Raw genomic sequence first — 13459 nt, 5'->3', positions numbered from 1 at the left:
CTCGCCCTGGGTTCCGTCAGTGAGCAAGTGCAGGTCCTTCCCACTGCCCCGCTGAACGAACCGGCAGGGTGCTCTCTGGAATGTGGGATTGAGGGGTTCAGTTTCCCGCCAAAGGTTAAGTTCGTATCGTAGATACCGGTACGCTTCAGCGGTCAGTTTCGGATTTGCTTTCTTTTGCAGAAAAGCGCAGTCCTCTTTTGATTTGACAGTCAAATAAATTGCGGAGCGAGGAACAAAAAAGAGCCGGCCCCTGACGGGACCGGCTCCGGATGTCTGCTGAACTCAACCCACCCTAAAGGTCGAACTCGAGCGAGAGGATGAACTGGCGTCCGTCAACCCGGCGGTAGCGGATGGCCTGACCACTGGCGGAGGCCATGGAAGCCAGACCCTCGTCCTTGTCGAAGACATTGCGGACATTGAGGTTGATGCGGTAGTTGCGATCGCCCATGAACGCCATCTGGCCCCGGTAGCCGGCCCGGAAGTCGTAGTAGACCTCCTGTGAACCGTAGATCGGGTTGTCGAGGTCGACGATGGTGGTTCCGGCCTGTACCTTGTCTCCGTAACCGATGAGCGGAGCGGCCCGCCAGCGGACGGCGCCTCCGACGTCGAAGCCCTTGAGGGCTCCTTCGGTGAAACGGTAGTTGGCGTTGAGGTTCCAGCGGTTCTCGCGGACGAACTCATTGGCCTTGCCGTCGAGCGCCTCGATGATGCCGCGTCCGGTCGAGCCGTTGATCGCAGTGTTGTCCCACTGCTGCTTGACCGTCGTATAGGACTGGGTGGCGGCTCCCGGAACGAAGTTGGACCACTGTCCCTGCTGCCACGGGGCGTCCTTCCAGGTGACGTTCTGGGTGATGACGCCGTCGCCGTTCTTGTCGCTGGGATCGGTCTCCCCGCCTTCGGGGAAGCCGTAGCTGTCGATGATCGGGGTAATGGTATCGAGGAAGTTCCACCAATCCAGACCGATCTGGCTTTCGACCACATCCTGGGAGTTCCAGGTGAACCGCAGGTCGAGGTTGTTGACCGGTTTCCAGTTCAGCTGAAGCTCCTGACCGGTGGCCTCGCGGAAGCTGACCACCCAGTAGGGATCGCCGGCGCCGAGTTCATTGTAGACCCGGTCTCTGGTTCCTTCCACATTGGTCGGCCATCCACTGGTACCTTCAATCGAAGGCGCCAGGGCGGTCACCCGGTTGAACGGTCCGTTGAAGGTGAAGCGGAAACGGTTGAAGGGCACGTTGCCGGCCCGCTGCGGTCCGGAGCTGTTTTCATAGATGTTGAAGCGTCCGGTCAATTTGCCGTCGAACATGCTGATGATCACGCCGTAGTCCTGTCCGTCGCCCAGGGCGCCGGGATAGAGGCCGCCGTAGGGATCGTAGTTGCGGGTGGGCGGCTGGTAGGTGTCGGACTCATTGTAGAAGCCGCCGATGTCGAAGCCGAGAGGCATGTGGAGCCAGCCCTGGAAGGGATAGGCCACGATGCCCTTGGTCTGGGTCGTGCCCGACTCGGATTCACCGTATTCGCCGAAGTCGACATCAAAGAAGTTCTCCTGCACGCCATTCTGCTGGTCGTTGATGTAGTCGAGGCTGGCCGCCTTGATCTTGTCCTCGCGGTAGCCGTAGGTGGCGACGATGCGTCCGCCCCAGAAATACCCCTGGTAGGTGAATTGCTGGGTGTCCTGCTTGGTCTTGCCCTGTGGGGCGAAGCCCTCGCGGCTGACCCAGCGGACGCCATCCTCCACGTACCACTCCTCGGGAGTCATGGTCCAGGCTTCGCCGTTGGCGTCGGTGATGGTCCAGGGCTCGCCCGAGGGGATGAAGTGGTTGGGGATGAACTCGTTGCCCTCGAGATAATAACGCACCTGGGGACGGCGCTGGGCGCTGGTGCGCCAAGCCGAATTGTTCTGGCGGATGGGCTCCCCGGCGTTGTTGAAGCGGATGGAGGAGACGCCGTTGGTGGTCGAGGTCTGGTAGGGGGAGGAGAGCAGCGGGGAGACGTTGATGCCCTCATGGAGGGTGTCCACCGCGTAGTCCATTCCCGGGAAGACCGGATCGCGCCAGCCGCCGGCCTCTTCCTTGGGCTGGATATGGTAGCGATAGGCCTGCTCGCGCTGCTCGGATTGGAAACCGGAGAGTAGGGCGGCCAGGCGGTGCTTGCCCAACCAGCCGAAGCGTTCGGTCTTTTTGACGAAGTCCAGCTCGTAGGAGAGAGCCAAGCGCCAGTCGTTCACTTCTTGGACTCCCTTGGAATAGGCAGGATAACCCTGGAAGTAGACCTTGCCCGCATTGGGATTGGGGGTGACGCCGTCCGGCAGATACATATTGGCGTCAATGGTCGGCGTCTGGGCGCTGATATAGTTGATCTTTTCCCAGGAGAAGAGGTCCTGCTTCTGGTACTGGTAGGCCGCATCGAAGTAGAGATCCTCGATGATCTTCTGGCTGAAGTTGAAGTTGAAGGTGTCCCACTTGGTGTTGGCGCCGCGCACGTTGGCCAGGGTGTTGACATCGACCGGATAGTACTTGTCCGAGAGGATGGTCCAGCCGTCCGCCTCGTTGTTGATCGGCGAAATGTGATTCCACGAGGGAACCTGGTTGATATCGACGGAATTCTGCCAGCCCCAGATCTGGCTGATCGCGTTGGCGCCATCGATGACGACCGGGAAGTTGCCGGCCACATCAAAAAGCTGCTGCTGCATACCGGGAACCGGCGCGACACCCTGGGACGGATTGGGTGGCAGGTAACGCTCCGCCACGCCGTCGCCGCCGGCGGCCCAGGCCGCGTCGTTGGGGAAGATATAGCGGCTGGGATAACCGCCGCCCAGTCCGTAGGTGGAGGACTCGTACCAGGTGGTCATCTGATCGGTCGGCCAGAGGGTCGAGGGCCGGCTGGAGTCGATGTCCGTGTACTCGTAGTTGGCAAAGAAGGTCGTGTTCTTGAAGGGTTTCCAGGTCACGCCGACATTGATCCGCTTGCTGGTCTCATCGGCATCCTCGATGTCCCAGCTGCGCACGCCGTAAAGGGCGTTGGCCCGGACCGAAAGAACGTTGTCCACCAGGACCTGGTTGTAGTCGAGGGTGCCGCGGTATCCGCCGAAGGAATCGACCTGCAGACCGACCGTTCCGCCGTTCTTGAAGGTCGGCCGCTTCAGGCTCGAGTCGATCACACCGGCCGGACTGCCCGTTCCAAACAGGATCGAGTTCGGGCCGGAGGCGACGGTCAGGCGGTCGATGTTGTAGTTGTCGCTGGGCATGAGCGAACCGAAGAACTCGCGCGAATTGGTCGGCGCAGCCAGGCCCCGGATACGCACCGTGCCGCTTCCGGTCGAGCCGGGCAGGCCGTTGCCCAGGGTGATGTCGTCGCCGGACTCCACGTTGACCGTGTACTTGGCCGCATCCTCGATGCTGTTCAGACCGTAGTCGTCCATGAAGTCCATCGTCAGCACCTCGATCGGTGCGGCGATGTCGCTGAACTTCGACTTGAGGCGGCTGCCGGCCAGGGTTTCCGAGGCCACCCAACCCGTCTCCGATTCGGCGTCGATGACGAATGGAGAGAGTTCGACGACCTCCTCGTCGGCCTCCCCGGCAGCTGTGGCCGGGGCGACTTCCTGGGAGAAGGCGGTTGCAGAGAACAGACTGAGGGCGGCTGCCGGTAGCAGCAGGGACCTGAACCAAGAGGGCAGACCCGGGTATTTGTCGGTTGGTGTCGTTTTCATGTTCATTGGATACACGGTTATCGAGGGAGAGTAAGGTGGCCCCGCAGGGCCTGAGTCGCGTCGACCGGATCAGGGAGGCGGTCGGCACAATCGCATTACCGTAATGTTGGCGTCAGTTGAAAACTCGGTTGGTGAGAAATTTCAGGCAGATGGGCATGCCCGGGGGTTCGGGTTACAGGGTTGAGTCTGGTAGGTTTTATCATATTCGCTCAGAGGCAGAAATGCTTTCTCGGTTGACAGTAAAACACGGGATGTGATAGAGTTCCTGCCTTTGGGAAATTTCCCCAGTTTCGGTTTCCCGAGAATCACCACGCATGGCAGTCACAATGGCAGATATCGCGCAGGCCGCCGGCGTTTCCAAGAACGCGGTTTCCCTGGCCTTGCGCCACGACGATCGCATTTCGGCCCCGACCCGCGAGCGGATCGTCAAGATTGCCGCGGACCTCGGCTACCGGAAGAACCCGGTCATGTCGCACCTCATGGCCGAGCTCCGGCGATCGCAGGGCATCGAGTTCAAACGGACCCTGGGTCTGCTCAACGGGTATCCGCATTCAGCGGAAATCCACGATCATCCGACCTTGGCGGCGTGGCTGGCGGGCTGTCGGCACCGGGCCGCCCAGCAGGGCTACGGCATGGATGAATTCTGGCTCTACGACAAGGGGATGCGTCCGGAACGCCTGGACTCGATCCTGAGTGCGCGGGGAATTCGCGGCATCATCCTGGTTGGCACCTTTCGCCAGCGCCACATGCCGGAGAAGTGGAGTCCGATCTGGGAAACCCGGTCCTGCGTGCTCACCGGCGTCCGCACGGAATCACCGCGCTTCTCCTACAGTTGTGTCGATCACCACGCCTTGATCGTCGAGGCGGTCAACCGGGTGGTGGCCCTGGGCTACCGGCGTCCGGGACTGGTCGTGGACAAGTCGGTCGATCTGCTCGTCGATGGACGCTTCAGCGCGGGATTTGCCTACGCCCAACGGCAATTGCCTCCGTCGGACCGGGTGCCCTGGTTGTCCGATCAGGAAAAGGCCTGGGAGGATCCGGGAGTCGTCGACCGATGGCTGGAAAAGCACCGGCCCGATGTCATCCTCACTTTGCACATCAACGTCCGTCGCTGGCTGGAAGAACGCGGCTACCGGGTTCCCCGGGACATGGGGCTCGTTCTACTCGAAAGGCGGCTCGATGCCGAAGGCTGGGCTGCCATGGATCAGCACAATGACGAGGCCGGTGAAGCGGCGGTCGACATCATGATCCGGGGCCTGCAGAATGGTGAAGTTGGTGTCCCGGCCCATCCCCGGGCGATCCTGATAACGGCTACCTGGATGATGGGTAACACCGTGTTGGACCGTCGTGCGGTGCCGACGGGCTCCTGACAGGCAGATCCGGGCGGAGAGGGGAGGCCTCCTCGGCGGTTCGTCCCGGTTCAGCGGGGGTCCACCATCGTGAGCCGTTCCATCGTGGTCAGTTCCGGCCGGCCCCCTCGGGCACCGCTGCCCGAGGCGATGAAGAGACTGCCCTGATGGAAGACCAGCCCGGATCCGTGGCGCGCCTGGACGAGGGAGGGCAATGAACGCCAGAGGCCCGTCCGGACGTCGAGGGCCTCGACCTCGCGGTGGGCTTCCGGGCGATCACTTTCGCCGCCTGCCACGATCAGGTCATGGCCGATCGCGATCGCAGCGGTCCCGGCTCTCGGTGTCGGGATGGGGTTTTCCAGAGTGGTCCAGGTTCCGGTCTTCAGGTCAAAGACATCGACGGCCGCCTCGGTCAGATTGAAGACCTCCCTGGTCGATCCGGAAGTGCGGCGTCCTCCGGCTGCGTAGATCCGGTCGCCGATGATGACGGCCTGGAAGTGGTCGCGGGCGTGGGGAGCGTCCGGAAGCCTCCGCCATTCTCCCGTTTCGAGGTCCCAGGCATCGAGCCAGGCCACGTTGCCATCCCAATGGCCGTTGATGATCCCGCAGACCAGGTAAACAGTGTTTTCGTGAAGCACGGCGCCGGCCCCGCCTCGTCGGCGATCCTCCGGGATCTCGTCGCCCAGGCTCCAGAGGTCCTCGGCTGGATCGTAGACGAGAATCTGTCCGACCGCAGTCTCGTGGGGATAGCCGCCGGTCATGGCGCCGAGCAGGTAGACTTTGCCGGCATGGGTGACCGGCTGAAAGTGATGGATCTCGAAGGGAGGCGGAGAGGCGGATCTCCAGGTGTTCGTCTCGGGATCCAGAATATCGACAGGTTGGATACGCCGCCCGCCCAGCAGATGGAATCGGTCTGCACAGGCGACAAAGGCGGCCTCGTGGCGGGCATGCGGTTCACCGACGCACTCGACGGTCCCCCAGGCGGCGTCGGAGTCGTCCGATGAGAAACCGGGTATTGGCGAGAGGAGGACGGGAAGGACGAGCAGAATTGACGAATGGACTCTCATCGGAGGTGAAGGATTGGATCTGTTAGCAGGGAGGGCAGGAGAGGTCCATGTCAAATGGTGGGCGCTACTTCATGGCATCGCGTGGAGAAACCCGTGTGCGTCGCGTTTCCCGGTCGCGTGGGAGCCGTGTCCCCGGGAGCAACTCAATCCGAGGGGTGTTCCGGCCTGAGTGTTGTCTTTGACCAGAGTCCGTCCGTGTATTCGATGAAGCAGACGGCGGTCGGGGCGACCTGGATGTAGGGGCTGTCGCCGAGGTGGCCGAGATCCGCGTCTTCCCAGATATCGTGGAGGCGGGTGGAGGGCGATAAACCGAGGCGGTCCGGCGTGAGGATGATGGACTCCGGACGACGGGCGGGATTGCGGTTGAAAACGCCGAGCCACCCACAGCCCGGCCTTGTTCGGTGCGCGGCCCGCCAGACCTGGACGTCGCCCCGCATGTAGAGAATGGACCCGCTGACCCCGTTCTGATTGCAGGCCATCATGCGCGGATCGGCCAGCAGCCGCGTCTCATCTTCGGTCAGGGTGGTCAGATCACCACCGGGGAAGAGGGGCGAGGCGAACAGCGCGCGCTGGGTCATGAAGGTGCGCTTCTGGTCGGAGCTGAGTTGGCAGTCCCGGAGGAACCCCTTTCCGCAGAGAGAGGGATTCCGACCTTCGGGTAACTCGCCGGGCGCCGGCTCGGGACTCATGGTCTGGAGTCGGCCGAAGGGAATCATGTCGAGGTCCGGCCAGAAGCCGGGTTCGGTCTGCGGTTGCCAGAAATCCCAGGCGAGGAACGAGCGTTCGATCGATTCGAGGTCGTCCCAGATGTCCTTGGTGATGCGCACCATGTCGGACTGCCGGTAAACGGGCAGCATGGCTGGGTCGGCTTCACCTCCGTGGGAGAGACTCAGCACGATGGGACGTCCGGTCCGGGCGATGGCCCGGGTCATGGCCTCGATTTCCGCGGGATAGCCGGTGATATCGTCGGCCTTGATGAAATCGACCCCCCAGGAGGCGAGGAGGGCGACAAGCGAATCATAGTAGGCCTGGGCTCCGGGTCGGGTCATGTCGATGCCGTAGTTGTAGTGGCACCACGGGCAGGTTGAGGATGTGTCGGCGATGTCCGCCGCAGTGACCTCGGTTCCCAGAACGGGCAGACTCCGGGCCACGGCCTTTCGCGGCACGCCCCGCATGATGTGGAGACCAAACTTCAGGCCCAGTTCGTGGGTTCGACGGATAAGCGGCTCGAATCCATTGGGGAAATAGCAGGTCGAGGGAAGGGGACGGCCGAATGCATCGAGGTGGGCGTCCATCGCGTGCTTGGACTTGGGCGAAGGATAGAGGGTGCCGGCCTTCAACTCGTATTCTCCGTACCAACCGATATCGACCACGAAGTATTCGTAGCCGGCCGGCGCCAGCCTGGAGGCAAAGGCTTCGAGTTGCTCGAAGGCGGCCTTTTCGTGGAGGTAGCCACCAAAGCTGTCAAAGCTGTTCCAGCCGAGAGGAGGAGTGGGGAGATTCAGGGACATGGGGCTCCACTGTGGTATTCCGGCGGGGCCGGCTGAAGTGATCGGTTGCTGGACCGTAAACTCGAAGCAGGACAGAAGAGGTGAAGCGGACACCGGAGCCGGGTTTGCGCAAACGGCCGGTTTCGGACCCGAAGGCGAACCAGGAGAAACCGCGTGCTTGCGGTATCTCCATGCCGGGGCTAGAGAGAACCCATGCAAGTGGCGGGAAAAGTCGCTGTGATCACGGGGGCGGCTCGTGGAGTCGGCCGAGCCACCGGTCTGGCTCTGGCGCGTCTGGGCTGCAACGTCGTCATCAATTACCATCGATCCCGGGAACGGGCGGAGCGGACCGTGAGGGACCTCGAAGCCCGCGGGGTCCGGGCCTTGGCCATTCAGGGAGACGTGCGGCAGGACGAGGATTGTCGCGCCCTGATGGCGACGGCCCACCAAGAGTTTGGACACCTCGATATCCTCGTGAACAACGCCGGGACCACGGTATTCATACCCCACGGAGAGCTCGAGAAGGTGGAGGAACGGCACTGGGACGACCTCTTCGCCACCAATGTGCGGGGTGTCTTTCAATGCTGCCGTGCGGTCAAACCATGGATGGAAAAGAGCGGTGGAGGAGAGATTGTGAATCTCAGCAGCATTGCCGGCATCCGCGGCACAGGCAGTTCGGTTCCCTACTGCGCCTCGAAGGCGGCCGTGATCACACTGACGCTCTCCCTGGCCCGGGTTTTTGGCCCGCGGATCCGTGTCAATGCCGTGGCTCCAGGCTTCATTGCCGGCGAATGGCTGCAGGAGGGGCTGGGTGAAGGCTATGAAGAGGCCCGGAAGGCACGCGCGGACGCGGCCGTGCTCAAAAAGGTCTGCACCCCCGAGGATGTGGCGGCGGCGATTGTCTCGATCATCACGGGCTCAGACCTGGTCACGGGCCAGAACCTCGTCTGCGACGGCGGAACGTTGCTGGGTGGTTAACCGTCCTTGACGGACCAGTTCACATCGAATCCGCCCAAGGTCTTGAGGCCGACCGCGCGGAACCAGGACGGTCCTTCGTCGATGATCCGTATCGGCTCGTCGACGTCCCCGGGCTGGCAGTGGTTGGCTTCAAAGTTCCTCGGGAAGTTGATCAGGGTAGCGCATCATCCTGTCATCCCCTGCAGTTTGCCGGGACGGACGGCTCGCTTGGGCAGGGTCCACAGGGAACCGAGTCTGAACGGATGGCTTGTCGCGTTAAGAAACAAACCGGCCGGCGGTCTGCAGGTGGGGGACTGCCGGTGATTCGGAGTTCAGTCTCGCCTGAATGTCCCTGGCCGCGTTTTCTCCATCTTTATGAAGACGTTGTTTGATTCGATTGAAGTGGCAGGGTTGTCCTTGAAGAACCGCCTTGCCATGGCCCCGATGACCCGGAGCCGGGCGGTGGATGGCAATCCGACTCCGATGATGGCCGAGTACTATCGGAAGCGGGCAGCGGGAGGCATCGGGTTGATCGTTTCGGAGGGTGTCCTGGTCGATCACCCGGAAGCCAGGGCGGCCTATGGCGATGTACCTTTTCTCCGGACGAACACGGTAGAAGGATGGCGCCAGGTGGTCGAGGCTGTGCACGCTGAAGACAGCCGGATCTTCCCGCAGATCTGGCATTGCGGTCCCCTGGTGAGACCCGGCGTGGCGGGCCGTTCGATCCGGGATGACGACGGCAAGGAAGTGGTTCGTCTGGCCACCGCGAAAGACAAGCGGGATCTGCTTCAGGCTTTCAGTCATGCGGCCGAGGTCGCGCCGAAGTGCGGTTTTGACGGAGTCGAACTTCATGGGGCGCACGGTTACCTGCTCGACAGTTTCATGCGGGCAGGAGACATGGGGTTTGCCACTGAGATCATCCGCGAAACCCGGTTGAAGATCGGGCCGGACATGCCGCTCTGTCTGCGTTTCTCAAACTGGCGGGTGGATGACATGACCGCCTCCTATTTCCATTCGCCGGCCGAACTCGAGACGCTGCTCAGCGCAGTCGTCGAAGCCGGGGTGGACATGCTTCACCCCAGCACCCGCCGGTTCTGGGAACCTCCCTTCGACGGTGATCCGTTGACCCTGGCGGGCTGGACGAAGAAACTGACCGGGCTACCCACCATCATTGTCGGCAATATCGGGCTCAAATCCGAAGAGTTTGCCGGGGACGGGAAGGAGAGTCTCAAGGCACTCGAGAAGCTGTTGAACGATGAACAGTTTGATCTCGTCGCCATCGGCCGCCCGCTCATCACCGAACCCGAATGGGGCCACAAGGTCAGGGACCGGCGCTTCGGCGAGATCAGGGACTTTTACGAAAGCGCACCCAAGGATATTTATCCTTGAGAGCGATTGGGATGAACTTTCCGTGAGATGATCTGTAGGAGAGGCTTGACGCCTCGATAGAATTGTTGATCGAGGCGTAAAGCCTCTCCTACGCCCCAATTCTCTACGGCCGGATGATCGCCTTGATCACCCCGTCCCCGTAGGCGGAATTCAGCGCGAAGGCTTTGGCGGTCTCGGCCAGTGGAAAGACGTGTGAGATCAGTTCGTCGACGGCGACCGCAGGGGAGGGGCCGGTGGCCAGTTTGATGGCGCGGGGATAGACGTGCTTCATCCGTCGGGAGAAGATGACCGAGAGTCCCTTGCGGCGTCCTTCGGAATGGGCCATTGCGCAGGCATCATCGGGCGGGATACCCACGAGGACAACCCGTCCTCCGGGTGCGGCCATGGTGACGGCTGCGCCCACTGAAGGTCCCGCCCAGGCGGCTTCAAAGGTGAAATCGGTCCCGTGTCCAGCGGTGATCTCCCTGACTTCCTCAATCGCCTCTTCCGATCGCCCGACGATTCCATGGGTCGCCCCCCATGCGCGGGCCAGATCGACGCGGTTGGCGATGGGATCGATGGCGATGAGGGGTTCCAGCCCGGCCAGCTTGGCCATCCGGAGGACAAGCAGTCCGACTGGTCCGCAGCCGATGACCACGCTCGAGCAAGCCACCCGGGGATGAGCGAGGTCGACGGCATGGATGGCGACCCCGAGGGTCTCAAGAACGGCCCCGCCGCCGTCGCTGATCGAATCGGGGATGGGGAAGCAGTTCCGGCCCGGAACGATCATCTGCTCCCGAAGGGCACCGTCGGCCGGGTGGAGGCCGAAGAAGTTGTGGTTCGGGCAGAGGTTGGGATGCCCCTCGTCGCACCAGCGGCAGTGCCGGCAGGGGACCTGCGGATCGACCGCCACGCGCTGGCCGACATTGAGTGGGGCATTGTGCCCGTCGCGGGTCCCGGGGGCGATCGCCTCGATCGTTCCCATGAATTCGTGACCGGGCACGAAGGGGGCCGAGCGCCCGATATTTCCGATCTGTCCGCTCTCGTAGAGGTGGAGGTCCGAGCCACAGATCCCGACCGCACCGACCCGGATGAGGACCTCGCCCGAGGCAGGATCGTGGTCGGGATCGGGAACCTGGCTGAGACGCAGGTCTTTCGGGCCGTGCAGGTGAATCGCATGCATGGAGGGATTCTGGAGGGAAGCGCCGCAGAAGGGAAGTTTGGAAGATGCTCCGGTCGGAGCTGCGTTTCCCGTCGGGCACCGTCAGGCGTCCTCGGCTTCGAGATAAGCCTGCAGACCGGCCGGCGCCGGCCAGGTGAGCTGGACCTGCCGGGCCTGCAGGGTTTCCCGCAGTGTCCGGACCGGTGTATCTGAAATTGAAATACGATGACGCCGGGCGATGGCGGCGGCGGTGCCGGCCGCCTGCCCGAGCTGCATCATGGTTCGGGACAGCCGGCAGCTGGAGGCGCCGATGGAAGAGAAGCTCGCGCCCCGGCAGGCGACCGCGAGGTTGTCGAATTCCTTCGGCAGGAGACACCGGAAAGGGACTCCGTAGGGAAAGGAGACTTCCTTCATCATGCCCTGGCGGGCTTCGCCGTGAACATCCTTGGGATGATCGGCGATGCAGATGAGGTCGGGATGGGTCTGGCTCTTCAGGGTGGCGTCGAGATCGTGCTCGGTCAGGACATGGCGTCCGACCAAGCGCCGCGTCTCGCGCACCCCCAGGGCCGGCGCGATCCAGGTCAGGCGGTAGTGCCGCCATTCGGGAAAGACCGTCTGGAAATGATGCCAGTGAGCGATGACCCGGCGCCGGCATTCCAGACGGGCCCGGTCCGGCCCCAGCCGCCACGCCTCGAGCCCCTCCATCGTCGGCAGCATATTGATGTTCCACCCGCCGGCCGGGTATTCATTGCAGGCGGCGACCGGGAATTCCTTCCGCCACCAGCAGCTTTCCGCGATACCGTCGGGCAGCGGGTCCACCCCCGGGCCGTCCGTGCGAGGGTCGACCCGGTAGATCAGGGTGACCGCGTTCAAGCGATCGGTCGGCTTCTCCGGGGCACTCGGTTCCTGGTAGACGCTCCGGGCTTCCTGGCCCAGCTGGGTCTGACACCCGGCCATCGCGGCCAGGTGGATGTCGGCCGTGGCATCGATGAAGGTATCCGCCTCAATCACCTCACCGGAATCAAGGCCGATCGAGGTGATCCGCCGCCCGCTCACTTCAACAGTCGTGAAGGCCGTCCCAACGCGAGTGGTCACGCGGCCGGTTTCCGCGAGCATTTCCCCGATGACGCGCTCGTAGGCGGCCGGCTCGAAGGGTACGCCATGGCAATGCTCCCGAGTGAATGCCCAATCCCGTTCGACGGATTTTCCCGCAAACCGACGGAGGGAATCGACATAACGTCGATCCGGGTCGATGACCTGTTCACCCCCGGGGAAGATCGGTTGACCGGCCACCGGAACAGACATGTGGCGGCGATGAGTATAGATGCCGACAGAGCGGGGCATCTTCTTGAGGTGCTTGTAGATTTCGAAGGGAAAGCCGGTCCCGCCGGCCCCCGGTTCCCAGCAGTTGACCCCCCCTCTGGCGGCATTGCCCCCAAGGGTGGGAGCGCGCTCGATCAGGATGACCCGGCAGCCCTCCCGGGCGGCGGCGAGGGCCGCGCCGAACCCGCCGCTTCCGCCACCGATGACCGCGAGATCGTAGCGTTCTGTTGTCATGGAGCGCCTCTACATCGGACTCACGTCCTGGATCATGGGCCAGAGAATGGTCTCCTGGATGCAGAGGTGGTCCGGCAGGAGGCAGACGTTGGTCACGAGTTTTCCCAGCTCGGCGGGCTGGATGCTGCGGGACACCGTGTCCGGGTCCATCGCATCCATTCCTGCAGCCCCCAGAAAGCCGGTTGCCCCCCAGGATGGACTGATCGTGGTCACCCGGACCCCGTGGGGGCGCAGCTCGACGTAGAGGGACCTGGAAAAGTGATTCAGGCCGGCCTTGGCGGCTCCGTAGATGCCCCAAGCCGGCCAGGCATAGTGAGCGGCGCTGCTGGAGATGTTGATGATGGTGCCCGATTTCTGTTTCCGCATGAGCGGGGCGATTCTGCGGCATCCGTAGATGGGGCCGTTCAGGTTCAGGGCGATGACTTCGGCGATATCCGCGTCCGTCTGCTCCTCCGTCGGTACAATTCGGATACCGCCCCCGGCGTTGTTGACCAGTATATCGATCCGGCCGGCCCGGTTGAGGATCTCTTCGATCACGCGATCCCAGTCGTTCGATGAAGTGGCATCGGCCCGGATCGCGTTCACGTCGATGGCATTCTTGGCTTCGTCGAGGGCCCTTTGGTCGCGGCCGGTGATGAAGACCGTGGCTCCGGCCTGGCGCAGCGCCGCTGCAATGCCCCGGCCGAAACCCTTGGCGCCGCCGGTCACGAGGGCGACTTTCCCGTTCAGTTCCTGTGTCATGATTCCGGTTCTCCTCGGTCTTCAGAGAACCCTTCCATCCTTCCCCCGGTCAAGAAGAACCG

General features: G+C 62.9%; 9 protein-coding genes. 3 read left to right on the top strand and 6 right to left on the bottom strand.

Going from position 1 to position 13459, the window contains the following annotated elements:
* Positions 1-292: 292 nt before the first annotated feature.
* On the bottom strand, positions 293-3706 hold the full coding sequence (locus R3F07_16215) for a hypothetical protein (GenBank protein ID MEZ5277927.1): 3414 nt from the start codon (positions 3704-3706) through the stop codon (positions 293-295).
* Positions 3707-4020: 314 nt separating this feature from the next.
* Here R3F07_16215 and R3F07_16210 point away from each other — a divergent pair, with 314 nt between their 5' ends.
* Positions 4021-5076: a LacI family DNA-binding transcriptional regulator gene (locus tag R3F07_16210; GenBank protein MEZ5277926.1), complete on the top strand. Its 1056-nt coding sequence runs from the start codon at positions 4021-4023 to the stop codon at positions 5074-5076.
* Positions 5077-5126: 50 nt separating this feature from the next.
* Here the strand turns inward: R3F07_16210 and R3F07_16205 are convergent, their stop codons facing one another.
* Together R3F07_16205 and R3F07_16200 are read right to left on the bottom strand one after the other, a co-directional pair.
* Entirely contained in the window at positions 5127-6122 is a 996-nt protein-coding gene (locus tag R3F07_16205; protein MEZ5277925.1) for a kelch repeat-containing protein, read from the bottom strand.
* Positions 6123-6265: 143 nt separating this feature from the next.
* Positions 6266-7633, bottom strand: a complete 1368-nt coding sequence (locus R3F07_16200; GenBank protein ID MEZ5277924.1) for a glycoside hydrolase family 27 protein — start codon at positions 7631-7633, stop codon at positions 6266-6268.
* 192 nt (positions 7634-7825) lie between these two features.
* On the opposite strand from R3F07_16200, the gene R3F07_16195 reads away from it, so the two are divergent.
* The gene (locus tag R3F07_16195; protein MEZ5277923.1) at positions 7826-8590 is read left to right on the top strand and encodes an SDR family oxidoreductase; all 765 of its coding nucleotides are present in this window, start codon (positions 7826-7828) and stop codon (positions 8588-8590) included.
* A gap of 354 nt (positions 8591-8944) precedes the next feature.
* Positions 8945-9958: a hypothetical protein gene (locus tag R3F07_16190; GenBank protein ID MEZ5277922.1), complete on the top strand. Its 1014-nt coding sequence runs from the start codon at positions 8945-8947 to the stop codon at positions 9956-9958.
* A gap of 103 nt (positions 9959-10061) precedes the next feature.
* Here the strand turns inward: R3F07_16190 and R3F07_16185 are convergent, their stop codons facing one another.
* The 3 genes from R3F07_16185 to R3F07_16175 form a co-directional block, all read right to left on the bottom strand.
* Positions 10062-11120, bottom strand: a complete 1059-nt coding sequence (locus R3F07_16185; GenBank protein MEZ5277921.1) for an alcohol dehydrogenase catalytic domain-containing protein — start codon at positions 11118-11120, stop codon at positions 10062-10064.
* A gap of 81 nt (positions 11121-11201) precedes the next feature.
* Positions 11202-12656 carry an FAD-dependent oxidoreductase gene (locus R3F07_16180; GenBank protein MEZ5277920.1) on the bottom strand — a complete coding sequence of 485 codons (1455 nt, stop codon included), beginning with the start codon at positions 12654-12656 and terminating at the stop codon, positions 11202-11204.
* 9 nt (positions 12657-12665) lie between these two features.
* Entirely contained in the window at positions 12666-13397 is a 732-nt protein-coding gene (locus R3F07_16175) for an SDR family oxidoreductase (GenBank protein MEZ5277919.1), read from the bottom strand.
* Positions 13398-13459: the final 62 nt, after the last annotated feature.

Source organism: Opitutaceae bacterium (assembly GCA_041395105.1).
Lineage (GTDB): Bacteria > Verrucomicrobiota > Verrucomicrobiia > Opitutales > Opitutaceae > B12-G4.
The sequence above is the reverse complement of the archived record's forward strand: the minus strand, read 5'-3'. Positions and strand labels throughout refer to the sequence as shown.